We start from the raw sequence: 16,946 nt of genomic DNA on the forward strand, positions 1-16,946 counted from the left end.
ATATATGATTACGGGAAAGAATGGAACGGTGTAAAACGCCAGTTTCACAGAACGAATGGCAAATTCGGGGAAAGAAGAGTGACGGGAGTTGAAAGCGCCGTATCGAAACGGCCTTTCCTCCCCTTTTAAGCCAAAAGGACGATGGACATGGATGCGACCACGAAGCTCGACGTGAAACAGGAAGCCGCGGCCCTGCTCGACAGGATGGGCGTTGCCCGCGATCTTTATACCGGCGGCGATATGGCCTCCTTCAGCCCGGTGACGGGTGAACAGGTCGCAAGCCTCAAGACCGTTTCGGTCGAGGGTGTAGCAGCCGTGATCGACCGGGCCGATGCCGCCTTCAAGGCATGGCGCAATGTGCCGGCGCCCCGTCGCGGTGAGCTGATCCGGCTGCTCGGCGAAGAGCTGCGCGCCTTCAAGGCCGATCTCGGCCGTCTCGTGTCGCTCGAAGCCGGCAAGGTTCCCTCCGAGGGCCTCGGCGAAGTGCAGGAAATGATCGATATCTGCGATTTCGCGGTCGGCCTTTCCCGCCAGCTTTATGGTCTCACCATCGCCACCGAACGCCCCGGCCATCGCATGATGGAAACCTGGCATCCGCTCGGCGTCGTCGGCGTCATCTCCGCCTTCAACTTCCCGGTCGCCGTCTGGTCGTGGAATGCGGCGCTTGCCATCGTCTGCGGCAATTCGGTGGTCTGGAAGCCTTCGGAAAAGACCCCGCTCACGGCGCTTGCCGTTCAGGGCATCTTCGAGCGCGCGGCCGCCCGTTTCGGCGATGCGCCGGAAGGTCTTTCGCAGCTTCTGATCGGCGACCGCGCGGTGGGTGAAGCTCTGGTGGACAATCCCAAGGTGCCGCTCGTCTCCGCCACTGGCTCCACCCGCATGGGCCGCGATGTCGGCCCGCGTCTGGCGAAACGCTTTGCCCGCGCCATTCTGGAACTCGGCGGCAACAATGCCGGCATCGTCTGCCCTTCCGCCGATCTCGACATGGCGCTGCGCGCCATCGCCTTCGGCGCCATGGGCACGGCCGGCCAGCGCTGCACCACGCTTCGCCGTCTCTTCGTGCATGACAGCGTCTATGACCAGCTCGTGCCGCGTCTGAAAAAGGCCTATGCCTCCGTTTCCGTCGGCAACCCGCTAGAAACCTCCGCACTCGTCGGCCCGCTGGTCGACAAGGCGGCTTTCGACGGCATGCAGAAGGCCCTCGAAGCGGCGAAAGCCCATGATGGCGTGGTGAATGGCGGCGGTCGTGTGGATACGGGTGCGCCGGATGCCTATTACGTCAAGCCGGCGCTTGTCGAAATGCCGAAGCAGGCGGGACCTGTGCTGGAAGAAACCTTCGCGCCGATCCTCTATGTCATGAAATATAGCGATCTCGATCAGGCGATAGACGACCATAACGCCGTCGCTGCTGGTCTTTCCTCATCGATCTTCACCCGCGACATCCAGGAATCGGAACGGTTCCTGTCGTCGGAAGGCTCCGATTGCGGTATCGCCAACGTCAATATCGGCACCTCGGGTGCGGAAATCGGCGGCGCCTTCGGCGGTGAAAAGGAAACCGGCGGCGGCCGTGAATCCGGTTCGGATGCGTGGAAGGCCTATATGCGTCGCGCCACCAACACCATCAACTACTCCAAGGCGCTGCCGCTGGCGCAGGGCGTTTCCTTCGATATCGAATAATCGCTTCCACAGAGAAATTGATCCATCATGCCGGCGCGGCTCCATCCGCGCCGGCATTTCTATTCGATGGGTCGGACGAGGGTGTCCGCGACGATTTGCGGAAAAGAGGCATTTGCGCGGAATTTTATTCCCGCAATATTGCTCATATTGAATTATTGTCTCTCTATCGTTTTAATGGAAAACCCTAGCATTGCTCCATATCGTGAACCGGCCAGAGGGGCTGGTGACAAGGAGATAAAATGCCAGCCATCACCCGCCGCGCGCTTTCCGCCAGCCTTTTTGTTGCCGCCGCATTCTCGATCCTGCCGCCGCAGGCCCGGGCGGCGGAAGAGCTGAAGATTGGTTATCAGAAAACCGGCCTGCCGGTGATCGCCCGCCAGCAGGGTGTCATCGAAAAGGCGCTGGAGGCCAAGGGCGTGAAGGTTTCCTGGGTCGAATTCACGGCGGGCCCGCCGCTGGTGGAGGCGCTGAATGTCGGCTCCATCAATGTCGGCTGGACGGGGGATGCGCCGCCGATCTTCGGGCAGGCGGCCGGTTCCGCCATCGTTTATGTCGCGGCCCTTCCTTCGAACGGCAAGGGTGAGGCGATCTTCACCAAGCCTGAAAGCGGCATCAAATCGGTTACCGATCTCAAGGGCAAGAAGGTCGGTGTCGGCAAGGGCACCAGCGCGCATAATCTGCTGGTGGCGGCGCTGGAGAAGAACGGCCTGAAATTCAGCGACATCGAGGTGGTGTATCTCAGCCCCGCCGATGCTTCCGCCGCCTTCGCCAGCGACAAGATCGACGCCTGGGCCGTCTGGGATCCGTTCTATGCGATTGCGGAGACTCGCTACAAGCCGGTCACTCTGGCCCGCACCAGCGATGTGCTTGCTGTCAGCACTTATTTCCTCGCCAATCGCGATTACGCCAAATCCAATGCAGACACCATCAACATCACCATCGATGCTCTGGGCGAGGCGGCGAAATGGTCCGCCGCCAACCGCGACAAGGTCGCCGCAGCTTTGCATGAGGTGACGGGCGTGCCGCTGGAGGCGCAGACGCTTGCCGCGAACCGCTCGGAATTCGGCATTACCAGGATCGACGACAAGATCGTCGCCAGCCAGCAGGAAACCGCCGACCGCTTTTATCGTCTCGGCCTCATCCCGAAACAGATCAGCATCAAGGATGCCGTCTGGTCGGGCGCGACGAACTGAGCAAGAGCCGGAGGGTATGCCATGAGCACCGCAAAGCGTATCGAGATTGGCGGCATCACAGGCTGGCTGCTCCCCGCCCTCATTCTTGCGGGCTGGGAGGCGGCGGCGCGTGCCGGTCTGATTTCCGCCAATGTGCTGCCGGCCCCTTCGGCTGTCGCAGAAGCCTTCTGGCGGCTTCTGCTCTCGGGTGAGCTTGTCGCCAATATCGGCGTCAGTTCCGCCCGCGCACTCGCCGGTTTCGCCATTGGCGGCTCCATCGGTTTCATCTTTGGGCTGGCCAATGGCCTCTCCAAATTTTCCCGCAGCTTCACCGATACGACGCTGCAGATGATCCGCAACATTCCGCATCTGGCGCTCATTCCTCTCGTCATCCTGTGGTTCGGCATCGATGAGGAGGCGAAGCTGTTCCTCGTCGCGCTCGGTGTGTTTTTCCCGATCTACATCAACACGCTGCTCGGCATTCAGGGTGTCGATCCGCAACTGGTGGAAATGGGCCGTACCTATGGCATGTCGCCCTTTACGCTGTTCCGGCGGGTCATTTTGCCCGGCGCGCTGCCCGCCATTTTCACCGGCTTGCGTTATGCGCTCGGGATCATGTGGCTGACGCTCATCGTCGCCGAAACCATCTCTTCCTCGTCCGGCCTCGGCTATATGGCCATGCAGGCGCGCGAGTTCCTGCTGATCGACGTCGTGGTTCTGTCGATCCTCATCTATGCGCTTCTCGGCAAGCTGGCCGACAGTTTCGCCCGCTTCCTCGAAAGCGTCTTCCTGCAATGGCATCCAGCCTTCAAGAAAGTCTGAGGTAACCCATGTCGACCGGCAATGTGACGACGCTGAGACGCCCGGATGCCCCGCCATCCCTCCCGTCGCAGGCGAAAATCGAACAACGCGAGAAGACGAGCGACGGCAAGGTCGCCTTCAGCTTCCGCAATGTGGCGAAGAGTTTTGGCGACAAGCCGGTTCTGCGCGGCATCGATCTCGATGTGCGGGAAGGCGAGTTTCTGGCCATCATCGGCAAGAGCGGCTGCGGCAAGAGCACGCTCCTGCGCATTCTGGCCGGCCTCGACACGCCGACCACCGGAACCGTCTCGAAGGACGCATCGAGCCGCACCCGCATGATGTTTCAGGAGCCGCGTCTTCTGCCGTGGGAACGTATCGCGAGCAACGTCTCCGTGGGGCTGACCGGCATCGCCAAGGGCGAGGCGGCGCAGGAACAGGCGCTTACAATTCTCGAAGAGGTCGGTCTGAAAGACCGGGCTGGCGAATGGCCCTATGTGCTTTCCGGCGGCCAGAAGCAGCGCGTGGCGCTGGCGCGCGCGCTGGTGGCCCATCCGCAGATTCTGGCGCTGGATGAGCCGCTTGGCGCGCTCGATGCGCTCACCCGCATTGAAATGCAGCTTCTGCTGGAGCGCATCTGGCGCAAGCAGAAATTCACCGCCGTGCTCGTCACGCATGATGTATCGGAGGCCGTGGCGCTTGCGGATCGCATCGTCGTCATCGATGAAGGGCGCATCGCGCTCGATCTCGATGTGAAACTGCCGCGTCCGCGCCGTCATGGCACGGCGGAATTCGCAAGGCTGGAAGAGCAGGTTCTGAACCAGCTCTTCGGCCGCGGCGAGACCAACGGATAAGGCATGAACCGGCAGGGCCGAGACCCCGCCGGACGATATCATCAGCCAATGCTCATCAGGCTGGCATTGCCGCCGGCGGCTGTGGTGTTGACGCTGACGGAGACTTCTTCGACCAGCCAGTCGAGGTTATAGGGCTGGCTGTCCGCGGAAAGCGCTTCCGTTGCCGCGGCCTGAACGAGAACCAGCGGGCCGGGCAGGGCGGCGATCTTTTTATTGACCGCCACGATACGCTCCGCATCGCCCTCGACCAGCGCGCCGGCGAAAGGACCGGACTTCGCCCAGTCATCGGCCCAGACGATGCGTGAGGTCACGGTTGCCGGCAGTCCGTAAATGGATTTCTCCAGTCCCGAAGCGTTGTCGATGACAACCGCGTTTCCGGTCGCGAGCGCTGCCGCAAGCTGGCGGTAAAGCCCCTGTTCGGTTGCCGGAACCAGCAGAACCTTTCCACGCGGATGCAGCGCATAGACATTGCGCTCGCCGACAGGACCCGCCAGCTCGGTTTCGAAACCGAGGCCGGAAAGAACTGCCGTCTGTCGTGCGGCTTCGGCCGCAACGGTTTCGCCGTTTTCATCCAGCCAGCGGGCAAGATCGACTGCGGCCTGATCCTGCTGGCTCGCAACCCGGTCTATCTTTGGGGCAACCTGTGTCATGCGGCCGAGATAAAGCGGACCGCCCGCCTTTGGGCCGGTGCCGGAAAGGCCGCGTCCGCCAAACGGCTGCACGCCAACCACCGCGCCGATGATGTTGCGGTTCACATAAAGATTGCCGGCCGCGACGCGCGACAGCACATGCTGGATCGTATCGTCGAGACGGGTATGCAGGCCGAAGGTCAGGCCATAGCCGGTAGCGTTGATCTCATCGATCAGCCGGTCGAGATTGTCGCGCTTGAAGCGGATGACGTGCAGCACCGGGCCGAAGACTTCGCGTTTCAGATCGGCGAGCGATTTCATCTCGATGATCGTTGGCGGCACGAAGGTGCCCTTGCCGGTTTCGCCGGCAAGCGTGATCTGTTCGATGCGATGGCCGAGCCCGCGCATTCCCTCGATATGCTTTTCGATGATGCCCTTCGCCTCGGCGGTAATGACGGGACCGACATCGACGGAAAGCTTGTCGGTGCGGCCGATCCGCAATTCGTGCAGCGCGCCCTTCAGCATGGTCAGCGTGCGGTCCGCCACATCTTCTTGCAGGCAGAGAATGCGCAGCGCCGAGCAGCGCTGGCCGGCGCTGTCGAAAGCGGATGCAATGACATCGGCAACGACCTGTTCGGCAAGTGCAGAGGAATCGACGATCATGGCGTTCTGGCCGCCGGTCTCGGCAATCAGCGGAACCGGCTGGCCATTGGCCAGAACCCGGCCGGCAAGCTGACCCTGAATGAGCCGCGCCACTTCCGTCGAGCCTGTGAACATTACACCGGCTGTAAGGGGTGAGCCAACAAGTGCGGCACCCGTCTTGCCGTCGCCCGGCAGAAGCTGCACGGCATCCTGCGGAACGCCGGCCTCATGCAGCAGGCGCACGCCCTGGGCCGCAATCAACGGCGTTTCTTCGGCGGGCTTTGCAAGAACCGGATTGCCGGCAACCAGCGCCGCCGTCACCTGACCGATGAAGATGGCGAGCGGGAAATTCCACGGGCTGATGCAGACGACCGGGCCGAGCGGCGTTTCGCCGGTCTTGAAGTTTCTGCGGGCTTCCGCCGCGTAATAACGCAGGAAGTCGATGGCCTCGCGCACCTCGGCAATGGCGTTCGGCATGGATTTTCCCGCTTCGCGCATGATGAGGCCGAGCAGGGCAGGCATTTCGGCCTGCATGGCGTCGGCGGCGCGCTCCAGGCAGGCGGCGCGCTCTTCCACCGGGGTGGATGGCCAGTTAGAGGCCACCGCCCGCTGCATGGCGGCTTCGACATCGGATTCGGTGGGCTCCGTCACATGGCCGACGATATCATTGTGGTCGCCGGGGTTGAGAACCGGGCGCGTTTTGCCACCCGCCTGCGGCGCCGACGCTTTCCATTCCGTCGCAGCACCTGCCTTCAGGGTTTTGTCCAGTGCGGCGAGCGTCGTTTCACTGGAAAGATCGAGGCCGGCGGAATTTTTGCGTTCCGGGCCGAACAGGCCGGCAGGGGCGGCGATGCGGTCGTGACGCGCGCCGGGAACGGGATAGGCCTTGAGCACCGCGACCGGGTCTTCCAGCAGGGAATCCACCGGCACGGCGGGGTCGGCAATGCGGTTGACGAAGGAAGAGTTCGCACCGTTTTCCAAAAGGCGGCGGACGAGATAGGCCAGCAGCGTCTCATGGGTGCCGACGGGAGCATAGAAGCGGCAGGGCCGGTCGAGCTTCTTCTTGCCGACGACTTCGCTGTAAAGCGGTTCGCCCATGCCATGCAGGCACTGGAACTCATAGTCGCCGAGTTTGAAGCCGGGGCCGGCGAGATGGTAGATCGTCGCCATGGACTGCGCATTGTGGGTCGCAAACTGCGGAAAGACCAGATCGCGTGCGGCGAGCAGCTTGCGGGCGCAGGCAATGTAGGAGACATCCGTGTGGACCTTGCGGGTGAAGACCGGGAAGTCCTCCAGCCCCTCCACCTGCGCGCGCTTGATTTCCGCATCCCAATAGGCGCCCTTGACGAGACGCACCATGATACGCCGGCCCGAGCGGCGGGCGAGATCGATGATGTAGTCGAGAACGAAAGGGCAGCGGCGACCATAGGCCTGCACGACGAAACCGAGGCCATTCCAGCCGGCGAGGTCCCTGTCGAGCGCCAGTTCCTCCAGAAGGTCAAGCGACAGTTCCAGACGGTCGGCTTCCTCCGCATCGATGTTGAGGCCGATATCGTATTTCTTGCTGAGCAGCATCAGCGATTTGACGCGTGGAAGAAGCTCCGCCATCACCCGCTCCGCCTGCGCGCGGGCGTAACGCGGATGCAGCGCCGAAAGCTTGATGGAAATGCCCGGACCGCCATAGATGCCGCGCCCGGCCGATGCCTTGCCGATGGCGTGGATGGCGTTTTCGTAGTCCTTGTAATAACGCTCCGCATCCTTGGCGGTGGTCGCGGCTTCGCCCAGCATGTCGTAGGAATATTGGAAGCCCTGTTCTTCCAGCGGCTTCGAACGCTTGATCGCTTCGCCGATCGTTTCGCCGGTCACGAATTGTTCGCCCATCATGCGCATGGCCATATCGACGCCACGGCGGATGACGGGTTCGCCAGCGCGGGCGATCAGCTTGGTCAGCGCCGCCGAAAGGCCGCTATCGTTTACCGTCGAGGTCAGCTTGCCGGTGATGACGAGGCCCCAGGTGGCGGCGTTGACGAAGAGCGAGCGCCCGCCGCCGATATGGGACTTCCAGTCGCCACGGGCGATCTTGTCGCGGATGAGCGCGTCGCGGGTGGCTGTGTCGGGAATGCGCAGCAGCGCTTCGGCAAGGCACATCAGCGCCACGCCCTCGTGGCTGGAGAGCGAATATTCCTGCACCAGACCTTCGACGCCGGTGCCCCTGGTCTTGGCGCGCAATGCCTCGATCAGTTTGCGGGCCGTGTCGCGAATGGCTTTCGTTTCTTCCGTCGTTACCGTTGCCGCCTCGACCAGCGGCGCCAGGCATTCTTCCTCCGGGCGACGATAGGCGGCGGTGATCGCCTTGCGCAGCAGGCTTTGCTCGCGCACCGGCGGCGCAAAATTCTGGAAGATACCGTTCGCCACTACACCGGCGTTGCTTGCACCATCGGCCATTCTGAAAAATCCTGAAAACGCTGTTGAAGACAGACCTTCGGCGGCAGCGTGTCCTCCGCCCGCCGCTTGTTATCCTGTGGCAGACAATATCATTACCGCAGAAATTGCTATGGCCCTATTTTCAGGTTAAAACAGGCAATATGAACTTTTATTTTTGAGATTTGGCGTAAAATAACATGGTTAATAGTCAAAAAACAGACGATCTGGATCATTTCGATCTCAAGATTCTGGAGGCGCTGAGCGAAGACGGGCGCATGTCCGTGCTGCAGCTCTCGAAAAGGGTCGGTCTTTCCAAGACGCCCTGCCAGACACGGCTGAAACGGCTGGTGGATGAGGGCTATATTCTCGGCTTCCGCGCCATGCTCAATCCGCAGAAGCTCGGTGTCGATCACATCGCCTTCGCCGAGGTAAAGCTTTCCGATACGCGCGAAAAGGCGCTGGAGGAATTCAACGCGGCGGTGCGCAAGATCAAGGAAGTGGAGGAGTGCCACATGATCGCCGGCGCCTTCGATTATCTTCTGAAGGTGCGCACCAGCGATATCCGCAAGTATCGAAGGGTACTCGGCGAGAAAATCTCAAGCCTGCCATCCGTCGCCAACACCTCGACCTTCGTGGTCATGCAATCGGTCAAGGAAACCGGCATCTGAAGGGGTGACACGAAGACAGTGGCAGGCGCGCGCTCGCCGTATCATCCGCACACCGTCACCCCGGACTAGATCCGGGGTCCAGTGCGATCAAGTCATTGATCGCGAGAGAGTCCTTTCACGGCGCAGACGCGCCGTGGCTGGATGCCGGATCTAGTCCGGCATGACGGAGGAGAGGTTTGCGGCGTTTGTCATCGTCTTAACGGGCAGACGTAGGCCTGCCCGTTCACCGCTGTTCGAATTCAGCGCTCTCAGCGCGCCGTGGCGGCGGCGGTCACCGCGGTCATCTGCGCGTCCGGGCCGAACTCGTTTTCGTTTTCGATGCCGAGCAATTCCTGCAAGCGCAGCCTTGCGCGGCTGACACGGCTCTTGATGGTGCCGACTGGGCAACCGCAGATTTCGGCGGCTTCTTCGTAGGCAAAACCCGAAGCCCCGATCAACAGGATCGCTTCACGCTGGTCGTCCGGCAGCTTTGCGAGTGCTGCGCGGAAGTCCTGAAGGTCGACCGAACCATGCTGTTCTGGCGGCACGGACAGGCGCGAGGTATAGACCCCGTCCGTATCCTGCACCTCACGGCCGGATTTGCGGATCTGGCTGTAGAACTCGTTGCGCAGGATCGTTACCAGCCATGCCCGCATATTGGTGCCCGGCTGGTAGCTATCCTGTTTCGCCCATGCCTTCATGATCGTGTCCTGCACGAGGTCGTCGGCACGGTCCCGCGAGCGGATGAGAGAAATAGCGAAGGCGCGCAGGTTCGGCAGCGCCGCCAGCATTTCCCGTTTGAAGTTGTATTCTGTCAGCTCCGGCTCTTTCGCCATCATTCCTCCGAAGCCTTCATTTTGGCTCTGCTTTCGGCTTCATCGAGTTTTTCGAGAAGGTCGAGGAATTTGTCAGGGATGCCTTCATCCTGAACGGCATCATAAAGCTCCCTGAGCTTACGGGAAATCACCGCCCGCCCGGAGTGTGGAACCTGGGGGGCGGCCGAATTGTCCGGCTGATCTTGGTCCGATTGAAATATGCTCATAACGTCCGGTATTCCTTTTGCGTCGTGGCAAAGAATGCGCCGTGAAAAAAATAGTTCCGGCGGAACGGAACTTTTTTTGCAACGCGCACGTTGCTATCGTGGGTTTGCGTTGCAGACCGCATGAAAGGGGAGAATTCCATGTCAGTTTCTACACGCATCGCACCGCACCTGCCATATCTGCGCAGGTTCGCGCGTGCCGTTTGCGGCTCACAATCGACGGGCGATGCCTATGTTGCGGCAACACTCGAAGCTCTGATCGCCGATATCAGCATTTTTCCGCAGACAAGCAGCGATCGCGTTTCGCTCTATCAATTGTTCGTATCGATCTTTAGTTCCGTCACGATCAATATTAAGACCGACGAAAACCTGTCGGGATGGGAAAAACGCGCCTCGGCCAACCTCTCCGCCGTGCCGGCGCTGGCCCGCCAGGCGTTCCTTTTGACCACGGTCGAAGAATTCACACCTTCGGAAACCGCAGAGGTTCTGAAAGTCTCCGAAGATCAGGTTGGCAAGCTGATCGATGAGGCAGCCTCTGAAATCGCCCGCCAGGTGGCAACCGATATCATGATCATCGAGGACGAACCTCTGATCGCCATGGATATCGAGCAGATGGTCACCGATCTCGGCCACCGCGTCACGGGCATCGCCCGCACCCACACGGAAGCGCTCGATCTCTTCCATCGCACCCAGCCGAAGATGATCCTTGCCGATATTCAGCTCGCCGATGGCAGTTCCGGTCTCGATGCAATGAAGGACATCCTGCAGATGACCACGCTGCCGGTAATCTTCATCACCGCCTTCCCCGAGCGTCTTCTGACGGGCGAGCGGCCGGAGCCGACCTTCCTTGTGACGAAGCCGTTTAATCCGGACATGGTGAAAGCGCTTATCAGCCAGGCCCTGTTTTTCAACGAAAGCTCACGCGTCGCGGCGTGAATTTTGCCGAAACCGCAGACTGACCGGGAACCACTCTGGTGCCCGGGCGTTGGCGGTTACGGTCGTGGGGCTGCCCCGCGGCTTTCTGCAAGGAGACGAATTTGCATCGGCTGGCATGGCATAACGCGGAGAGGGACGAAAGCGAACTTCACGATTCGCTCGTCCTCGCCTTGCTCGATTCGGGTGAGACAGTCATGCTGCAGGACTGGAACCGCGACTATATATTCGTGGCCAATCTGCCGGATGTCTGGAAAATTCCGGCAGAATCCCGTCCCACAGATGAAAATCTCTTCGGTAACGATCTCTCCGCCCGACTGGCCGATCTCAAGAAGGACATGAACACGGCGGGCAGCCGCGGCATGCTGGAAGTCAATGCCGGCAATGATCGCGTCTTCCAGTTTCAGGTTCATTCCACTCTTAACCAGACGAACCAGGTGGTGATGAAAACCACCATTCGCGAGGTGACGGCGGAAAGGCGGCGCGAGCAGCTTCTGCGCTCGCTGCTGCGCGAGGTCAGCCACCGTTCCAAGAACCTCCTGGCGATCATCCAGAGCCTTGCCGGCCAGACGGCCCGGTTCAGCCTGACCAAGGATGATTTTCTGCGCAAGTTCCGCGGCAGACTACACGCTCTCGCCCAGAGTCAGGATCTCATTACCGATTCGGACTGGCGGGGCGCGCGCATATTCGAGTTGTTGCGCCAGCAATTCGATCTTTATGTGCCGGAATATCCGAACCTCATCCATATGGAAGGCGAAAACCTGCTGCTCAATCCGAATGGCGCGCTCTATATCGGGCTCGCCTTCCACGAGCTGGTCGTCAACACCGTCAGCCATAGCGGCAATCTCGCCTATCACCCGCCCATATCCCTGCAATGCTGGCAGGAGGGTGATTTTTATATCGTTGAATGGAATGAGCCGATGATGCCGTCGAAAGAGCCGGCGGAGACCCGGCGCGGCAGCTTCGGCAGCGTGGTGCTGGAAAAGGTGGTTCCCTCCGCATTGGGGGGAAGCGCCGAATACGAGTTGACGCCGGAACGGATCGTCTACCGGCTGAAATTTCCTTCCGGCGACGGCGCGGATGCCTGAAATCGCGATATCGCGCGCAACGCCGGGTTCATCTTTCATTTCATGAAAGCCAAAACAAATAGCACGGCTCATGAAAGAGCCGTGCTATTTTCATGACAGGTTTTCAGGGGCGAAACCTGTTTATTTTCAGCCAAGCTTCAGGCGGGGACGGGGGAATTGCTTGGCCTGCAGTAAAAACACGCATGACCGGATTCGGTTCCCAAAAAATGCGTTTTTTTAACATTGCGCAAAATACCGGCCATTTTGCCGGTTTTTTGCCGTCTGCACAGCGGATAGGTCCGCAAGTCGCGGCCTTAATGCGTGCCTGTCTGTTCCGATCGTTTGGGCGTGAAGTAACGCATCGGCGCTTCCAGCGACCACTCGAAGCCGGATTCACGATATTCCGTCAGCACCTGCCCGCCGAAGGCGCCTTCCGCATGCCTTTTGATGACCGTGGTGCCGAAGCCTTTGCGGCTCGGTTCTCTGGCGGGCGGTCCGCCCGTTTCGGTCCAGACGAGATGGATCATCTGCCGCCCGTCTTTTTCACGCGACTGCCAGCGCAGGGTAATTTTTCCCGCTGGAGCCGACAATGAGCCGTATTTGATGGAATTCGTCGTCAGCTCATGGACCACCAGACCGAAATTCTGTGCCGCTTCCGGGGAAAGCATGAAATCCTCTCCCACCAGCACGATGCGCTGCGCCACGGTTCCGAAAACATCGAGGTGGGTTTCAATCAGCTTGCGAATCGGCAGACCCTGCCATTGAACCTCCGCCAGGGCCCGGATCGACATTCCAAGGCCGCGCAGGCGGTGATCGACTTCCTTCTGGAATTCCGGAATGCTTTTATTTTCGCGTCCCAATTGCCGTATCATCGCCTGAACCAGCGTCAGAATGTTCTTGGAACGGTGAACCAGCTCGTGCAGCAGCAATTGCAGGCGCTCTTCCGACTGGCTTCTGTCGAAGGATGCGTTGGAGAGCGCGATGGCGACCTGATTGGCCTCCTTTATCTTGGTATCGACGGGCGCGACGATTTCGCCTTCGCCGATGCGCTCGGCCATCAGGGTCAGGTCACGGATGGAGCTGCGCAATTGCCGGCCGACCAGATAGGCGCCGCCAATGGCAATCAGCACCAGCATCAGGCTGCCGATCATCATCTGCCGCCAGGTGTCTATCAGCGCCGCCTGGCTTGCGGCGAGCGGACCCCACATCACCGTCTTCCATTGCCAGCCCGGCAATTGAGCATAGGCGTAGAGATTACCCTTGCCGTCGAAAAAATTGCCGCTGAAGGCCTGCATTTCCGAAAGTACATCGGGGGTGACAAACGGCTTGCCCACTTCCGCCTCTTCGGGCGCGCTTGAGACGACAACGCGGTTATTGCCGTCAATGATGGCGACCGCCCAGTTGCGCGGCAGGTTTTCCGTGGGGATGAGCCTGCTCAGGTCGCTGGTATTCTGCGTCAGGATCAGGGCGTCTCCGGCGGGGTCCAGGTCCGGGCCTAGCGGCATGGTGACGTTGAACACCCATTCCTTGCTGGTCGAGCCGAAAAACATGTCCGAGACGGTGATGCGGCGGGAGTCGATCGCCTTGGCCAGATTGGCTTCCGCCGGCACCTTGCCGAGTGGCTGGCCATAGGGCACGCGTGTATTGAGACGCTGCTGACCATCTTTGGTGGCGAGAATGGCGTAAAGGCCCTCCCGCTTCAGACTGTCGGCGACGCGCCCCTGAAACGCGGCGAGGTTGCCGCTCTCAAGTTCCGGGAATTGCGACAGAAGATTGAGCGAGGTGGCGATTTCCTGCAGGCGGCGGTCGATGTTGCGGGAGACTACCCGTACATCCTCGATTGTTTCCCGTTGCAGGTCGTCGCGTTTTTCCGCCTCGAGGCGCAGCATCAGATAGCCGCCGAAAAGAATGAGCGGCAGAGTAATGACGGTAGCCATCACCACCAGATAGGTGCCGATGGAGGCGGTCGGGAAAAAATTCGCACTGCGCCGACGCAAAGCCGAGATCATGTCTTTCAGTCTGTCGCCGGGTCGAGGCATACAAAAACTCCGGCAGTTATGGCATTGTTACGACACGGATAATACCGTGCCGTCCCCCTTTAGCAATGCCTGATTTTTACCTTCGGTTGTTGCGGTCGGTCACAATCGCACAGACTCGGTTGAAAAAATCGGAACTATTTCAACGACCAACCCGTTTGCCATACGAACCGGCCGAGGAGCGGACATAAAATTCATCACCGCCGGCCAGTTGAGAACGATGAAAGGAAGGTACGAAATGGCAAAGAAACTTACAATCCTCGTCACTGCCGCTCTGATGGGCACGACGGCTTTCGCGCCGCTGGCCATCGCTCAGGGCACGACCCAGCCTGCGCCGGCAAATCCGAGTGCGCAGACGGAGCCTGCAACCCCGCCCGCCACACCGATGACGCCTGCTGCTCCTTCGACCAATGACAGCGCGGCTACAACGACAGGCGGCGCTTATCTCACCGAACAGGGCGAAACGCAGGTCAGCGCCAATGATTATATCGGCAAGGCGGTCTATACCGCGGCCGATGAAAGCATCGGTAACGTCACCAACCTGATCATGGAAGAAGACGGTGGTCTGGTTGCGGCCGTGATCGGCGTCGGCGGCTTCCTGGGTATCGGCGCAAAGGATGTTGCCGTTCCGATGGACAAGGTAACGATGACGCGCAACGCGCAGGACGGCACCATCCGCCTGACCACGACCGAAACGGCGGAAACGCTGAAGGCGGCTCCCGAATTCAAGACGCTGGAACAGAAGGCCAGCGAAAAGAATGCGGCAACGCCGGCGGCTCCTGACAGCACGACGACGTCCGCCACCAAGCCCTAATTCCCGTCCCTGGGAGGCAGGAGCGGGACCGGCTTCAATCAGCTGTCCCGCGGAAGGCACCGGCCAACAGCCGGTGTCTTTTTTTGTTTGTTCGCCGGCTGTTCAATCCCCGGCATTGCGGGAGGAATGCCACGCCCAGGCGGATTTGATGATGTCCGACAGGGAATAACGCGGCTCCCAGCCGAGAACCTCCTTCGCCTTGTCGTTATTGGCAACGAGTGTCGTGGAATCGCCATCGCGCCGCCCGGTATATTCAACGGGGAAGGGGCGGCCGGAAACGTCCGAAATCGCCGCCAGCAATTCTTTCACCGTGGTGCCGGTGCCGGTGCCGAGGTTGAGTTCGACGGTCTCCCCGCCGGCCAGCAGATAATCCACGGCCCGCACATGCGCATCGGCGAGATCGAGAATGTGGATATAGTCGCGCACGCAGGTGCCGTCGCGCGTGTCGTAATCCGTGCCGAACACCTTGAAGCCCTGACGCCGGCCGAGTGCGGCCTCGATGGCCAGCGGGATCGCGTGGGTTTCCGGCTTGTGCCATTCGCCGATGCGGCCTTCGAAATCCGCGCCGGCGGCATTGAAGTAGCGCAGCATCACGGAGCGCAGCCCCTTATAGGTGCTGTAGTCCTTCAGCGCCTGCTCCACCACCCATTTGGTGCGGCCATAGGGGTTGATCGGCGCCTGCCGGTGCGTCTCGTCGATCGGCACCTGTTCCGGCAACCCGTAAGTTGCGCAGGTGGACGAAAAAACGAATGCCGTGACGCCGGCATCGATGGCGGCGGAGAGCAGGTTGAGCGAGCCGATGACATTGTTGTCGTAGAAAGCCACGGGCTGCTTGACCGATTCACCGACTTCGATCAGCGCTGCGAAATGCAGAACGGCTACCGGCCGGTGTTTGGCGAAGACCTCATCCAGCCGCGCCCGGTCGCGAATATCGCCCTGTTCGAATGGTCCCCAGCGGACGAATTCCTCATGCCCGTTGGACAGATTGTCGAAAACGACCGGTTCATATCCTCGCTCAGACAGGAGAAGGCAGGTGTGCGAACCGATATAGCCGGCACCGCCGACGACAAGGACTTTCTTCTTCATCAATTGCCTTTCAGAAAATTACGGACGCGCCGAGACTGCCCGAGACTGTATGTCACTTTGTTCAAATAAGGGCGGCGTGGCGGGTAACGCCATCAACCAGTCTATCCTTCGCGGGTAACATAAAAAAAACCGCGCATCCATCGTCTGGACGCGCGGTTTGCCTTGTCGTGTCGCCAAGAAATTACTTGGACTTTTTCGTATTGACCCTTGTGGCCAGGAAACCGGCCGCGACAGCCACGGCGAGCGTCGCATAGGGACGCGCCTGGATCGCCAGCGTAAGCAGCGATTGCAGGGCGAGCGGCGCTGCGGCAAGCGGCGCCGCCGTCAAAGGAGTGACAGCGGGACGTGCTGCATAGACCCTCGGACGTTTGATGATCGCCAGCGCCACCAGCATGATGACGCCGAGCAGGAACGCGGTCCCCGCGACGACGAGCGCCGCGGGGCCTGCGCCCACATGCCGGGCAAGATAGATAGAGCCTGCCACCACGGCGGCGATGAAGGCGATCAGGAAGAATATCCCGGTCAGAACCGACAGGGTTATGGTCGCGCGCAATCGCCTTGTGACGACGCGCCCCTCGCGCTGGGTCTCCCCCAGATAGACCAGCAATGCCTCAAGCATGAGCGCGGCCTTATCGACGCGTCAGGAGGGCGAGCACGAAACCGACGCCGACGGCGATGCCGAGCGACTGGAGCGGGTTCTTCTGGACGTGGTCGGTGAGGTTGTCGTTGAGCGTGGAGATTTCATTGCGAACGCTGTCGGCCATTTCTCCGGATGCGGTGAGGGCGTCATCGGCCACACGGGCGGCCTGCGCCTTCAGCTCATGCGAAGCGCCGACGCCGAGCGCCTTCACGCTTTTGGCAAGACTAGCCAGATCTTCGCGAAGCTGGGCGAGCTGCGCTGCCACATCGGCCGCATCGCCGTTTTCGAGGGATTGCTGGATCTTGTCGCTGACGCTGCTACGCACGCTTGCCATAGGTGAGGTCCTTCCTGAACATCATTGATGGGACGACGACACGTCACCGTCGTCCGTGAAGCTTCGTTTCGGCGGCCGAAACACCCGCCTGTCCGTCAGTCAAACGCGCCGATGCCGGCTTGGTTCCGCAACGGGACGGGTTTTCTTGATGCCA

15 protein-coding genes are annotated in these 16,946 nt (G+C 60.6%); 8 read left to right on the top strand and 7 right to left on the bottom strand.

The genetic code is table 11. The features are described from left to right. Positions 1-147 precede the first annotated feature (147 nt). The 4 genes from BTE54_RS12390 to BTE54_RS12405 all read left to right on the top strand — a co-directional run bounded on the left by BTE54_RS12390 (position 148) and on the right by BTE54_RS12405 (position 4,501). Complete coding sequence (locus tag BTE54_RS12390; protein ID WP_078052677.1) at positions 148-1,677, top strand: aldehyde dehydrogenase family protein; 1,530 nt, start codon at positions 148-150, stop codon at positions 1,675-1,677. 239 nt (positions 1,678-1,916) lie between these two features. Further along, the gene (locus BTE54_RS12395; protein WP_078052656.1) at positions 1,917-2,870 is read left to right on the top strand and encodes an aliphatic sulfonate ABC transporter substrate-binding protein; all 954 of its coding nucleotides are present in this window, start codon (positions 1,917-1,919) and stop codon (positions 2,868-2,870) included. A 21-nt stretch (positions 2,871-2,891) separates the two neighbouring features. Further along, on the top strand, positions 2,892-3,671 hold the full coding sequence (locus tag BTE54_RS12400) for an ABC transporter permease subunit (protein WP_065657316.1): 780 nt from the start codon (positions 2,892-2,894) through the stop codon (positions 3,669-3,671). A gap of 8 nt (positions 3,672-3,679) precedes the next feature. Beyond that, positions 3,680-4,501 (top strand): ATP-binding cassette domain-containing protein, encoded by an 822-nt coding sequence (locus tag BTE54_RS12405; RefSeq protein ID WP_078052657.1) that lies wholly within the window; start codon positions 3,680-3,682, stop codon positions 4,499-4,501. Between the two features lie 41 nt (positions 4,502-4,542). On the opposite strand, the gene putA is transcribed toward BTE54_RS12405, so the two are convergent. After that, positions 4,543-8,217, bottom strand: coding sequence for a trifunctional transcriptional regulator/proline dehydrogenase/L-glutamate gamma-semialdehyde dehydrogenase (gene putA, locus BTE54_RS12410; RefSeq protein WP_078052658.1), 3,675 nt, complete (start codon positions 8,215-8,217; stop codon positions 4,543-4,545). A 176-nt stretch (positions 8,218-8,393) separates the two neighbouring features. Here putA and BTE54_RS12415 point away from each other — a divergent pair, with 176 nt between their 5' ends. Next, on the top strand, positions 8,394-8,864 hold the full coding sequence (locus BTE54_RS12415) for an Lrp/AsnC ligand binding domain-containing protein (protein WP_078052659.1): 471 nt from the start codon (positions 8,394-8,396) through the stop codon (positions 8,862-8,864). Between the two features lie 248 nt (positions 8,865-9,112). On the opposite strand, the gene BTE54_RS12420 is transcribed toward BTE54_RS12415, so the two are convergent. Next, the gene (locus BTE54_RS12420; RefSeq protein ID WP_065657313.1) at positions 9,113-9,679 is read right to left on the bottom strand and encodes a sigma-70 family RNA polymerase sigma factor; all 567 of its coding nucleotides are present in this window, start codon (positions 9,677-9,679) and stop codon (positions 9,113-9,115) included. Further along, a complete protein-coding gene (locus tag BTE54_RS12425) occupies positions 9,679-9,885 on the bottom strand; it encodes a NepR family anti-sigma factor (RefSeq protein ID WP_003522527.1) in 207 nt (68 codons plus the stop codon). Before BTE54_RS12425 ends, BTE54_RS12420 begins: the two co-directional genes overlap by 1 nt. A 138-nt stretch (positions 9,886-10,023) precedes the next feature. Between BTE54_RS12425 and BTE54_RS12430 the strand changes: the two genes are divergently transcribed. Both BTE54_RS12430 and BTE54_RS12435 read left to right on the top strand, forming a co-directional pair. Beyond that, positions 10,024-10,818, top strand: a complete 795-nt coding sequence (locus BTE54_RS12430) for a response regulator (RefSeq protein ID WP_003522529.1) — start codon at positions 10,024-10,026, stop codon at positions 10,816-10,818. A 101-nt stretch (positions 10,819-10,919) separates the two neighbouring features. After that, positions 10,920-11,903, top strand: coding sequence for a sensor histidine kinase (locus tag BTE54_RS12435; protein WP_078052660.1), 984 nt, complete (start codon positions 10,920-10,922; stop codon positions 11,901-11,903). A 293-nt stretch (positions 11,904-12,196) separates the two neighbouring features. On the opposite strand, the gene BTE54_RS12440 is transcribed toward BTE54_RS12435, so the two are convergent. Continuing rightward, positions 12,197-13,921, bottom strand: coding sequence for a sensor histidine kinase (locus tag BTE54_RS12440; RefSeq protein ID WP_078052661.1), 1,725 nt, complete (start codon positions 13,919-13,921; stop codon positions 12,197-12,199). Between the two features lie 235 nt (positions 13,922-14,156). Between BTE54_RS12440 and BTE54_RS12445 the strand changes: the two genes are divergently transcribed. Beyond that, positions 14,157-14,732 (top strand): PRC-barrel domain-containing protein, encoded by a 576-nt coding sequence (locus BTE54_RS12445; RefSeq protein ID WP_059756996.1) that lies wholly within the window; start codon positions 14,157-14,159, stop codon positions 14,730-14,732. Between the two features lie 102 nt (positions 14,733-14,834). Here BTE54_RS12445 and galE read toward each other — a convergent pair whose 3' ends face one another. The 3 genes from galE to BTE54_RS12460 form a co-directional block, all read right to left on the bottom strand. Beyond that, positions 14,835-15,818 carry a UDP-glucose 4-epimerase GalE gene (galE, locus tag BTE54_RS12450; RefSeq protein WP_143240713.1) on the bottom strand — a complete coding sequence of 328 codons (984 nt, stop codon included), beginning with the start codon at positions 15,816-15,818 and terminating at the stop codon, positions 14,835-14,837. Between the two features lie 181 nt (positions 15,819-15,999). After that, the gene (locus BTE54_RS12455; RefSeq protein ID WP_078052663.1) at positions 16,000-16,437 is read right to left on the bottom strand and encodes a hypothetical protein; all 438 of its coding nucleotides are present in this window, start codon (positions 16,435-16,437) and stop codon (positions 16,000-16,002) included. A gap of 10 nt (positions 16,438-16,447) precedes the next feature. Continuing rightward, positions 16,448-16,792, bottom strand: coding sequence for a DUF883 family protein (locus BTE54_RS12460; protein ID WP_003522534.1), 345 nt, complete (start codon positions 16,790-16,792; stop codon positions 16,448-16,450). Positions 16,793-16,946 lie beyond the last annotated feature (154 nt).

The sequence above is a fragment of the Agrobacterium sp. YIC 4121 genome, from assembly GCF_002008205.1.
Lineage (GTDB): Bacteria > Pseudomonadota > Alphaproteobacteria > Rhizobiales > Rhizobiaceae > Agrobacterium > Agrobacterium leguminum.

Excerpts from the sequence above, each read along its gene's own strand:
- putA (WP_078052658.1), bottom strand. The coding sequence starts at position 8,217 with ATGGCCGATGGTGCAAGCAACGCCGGTGTAGTGGCGAACGGTATCTTC.
- BTE54_RS12455 (WP_078052663.1), bottom strand. The coding sequence starts at position 16,437 with ATGCTTGAGGCATTGCTGGTCTATCTGGGGGAGACCCAGCGCGAGGGG.
- BTE54_RS12425 (WP_003522527.1), bottom strand. The coding sequence starts at position 9,885 with ATGAGCATATTTCAATCGGACCAAGATCAGCCGGACAATTCGGCCGCC.
- BTE54_RS12440 (WP_078052661.1), bottom strand. The coding sequence starts at position 13,921 with ATGCCTCGACCCGGCGACAGACTGAAAGACATGATCTCGGCTTTGCGT.
- BTE54_RS12420 (WP_065657313.1), bottom strand. The coding sequence starts at position 9,679 with ATGGCGAAAGAGCCGGAGCTGACAGAATACAACTTCAAACGGGAAATG.
- BTE54_RS12405 (WP_078052657.1), top strand. The coding sequence starts at position 3,680 with ATGTCGACCGGCAATGTGACGACGCTGAGACGCCCGGATGCCCCGCCA.
- BTE54_RS12415 (WP_078052659.1), top strand. The coding sequence starts at position 8,394 with ATGGTTAATAGTCAAAAAACAGACGATCTGGATCATTTCGATCTCAAG.
- BTE54_RS12445 (WP_059756996.1), top strand. The coding sequence starts at position 14,157 with ATGGCAAAGAAACTTACAATCCTCGTCACTGCCGCTCTGATGGGCACG.
- BTE54_RS12390 (WP_078052677.1), top strand. The coding sequence starts at position 148 with ATGGATGCGACCACGAAGCTCGACGTGAAACAGGAAGCCGCGGCCCTG.
- BTE54_RS12430 (WP_003522529.1), top strand. The coding sequence starts at position 10,024 with ATGTCAGTTTCTACACGCATCGCACCGCACCTGCCATATCTGCGCAGG.
- BTE54_RS12460 (WP_003522534.1), bottom strand. The coding sequence starts at position 16,792 with ATGGCAAGCGTGCGTAGCAGCGTCAGCGACAAGATCCAGCAATCCCTC.
- BTE54_RS12400 (WP_065657316.1), top strand. The coding sequence starts at position 2,892 with ATGAGCACCGCAAAGCGTATCGAGATTGGCGGCATCACAGGCTGGCTG.
- BTE54_RS12395 (WP_078052656.1), top strand. The coding sequence starts at position 1,917 with ATGCCAGCCATCACCCGCCGCGCGCTTTCCGCCAGCCTTTTTGTTGCC.
- galE (WP_143240713.1), bottom strand. The coding sequence starts at position 15,818 with ATGAAGAAGAAAGTCCTTGTCGTCGGCGGTGCCGGCTATATCGGTTCG.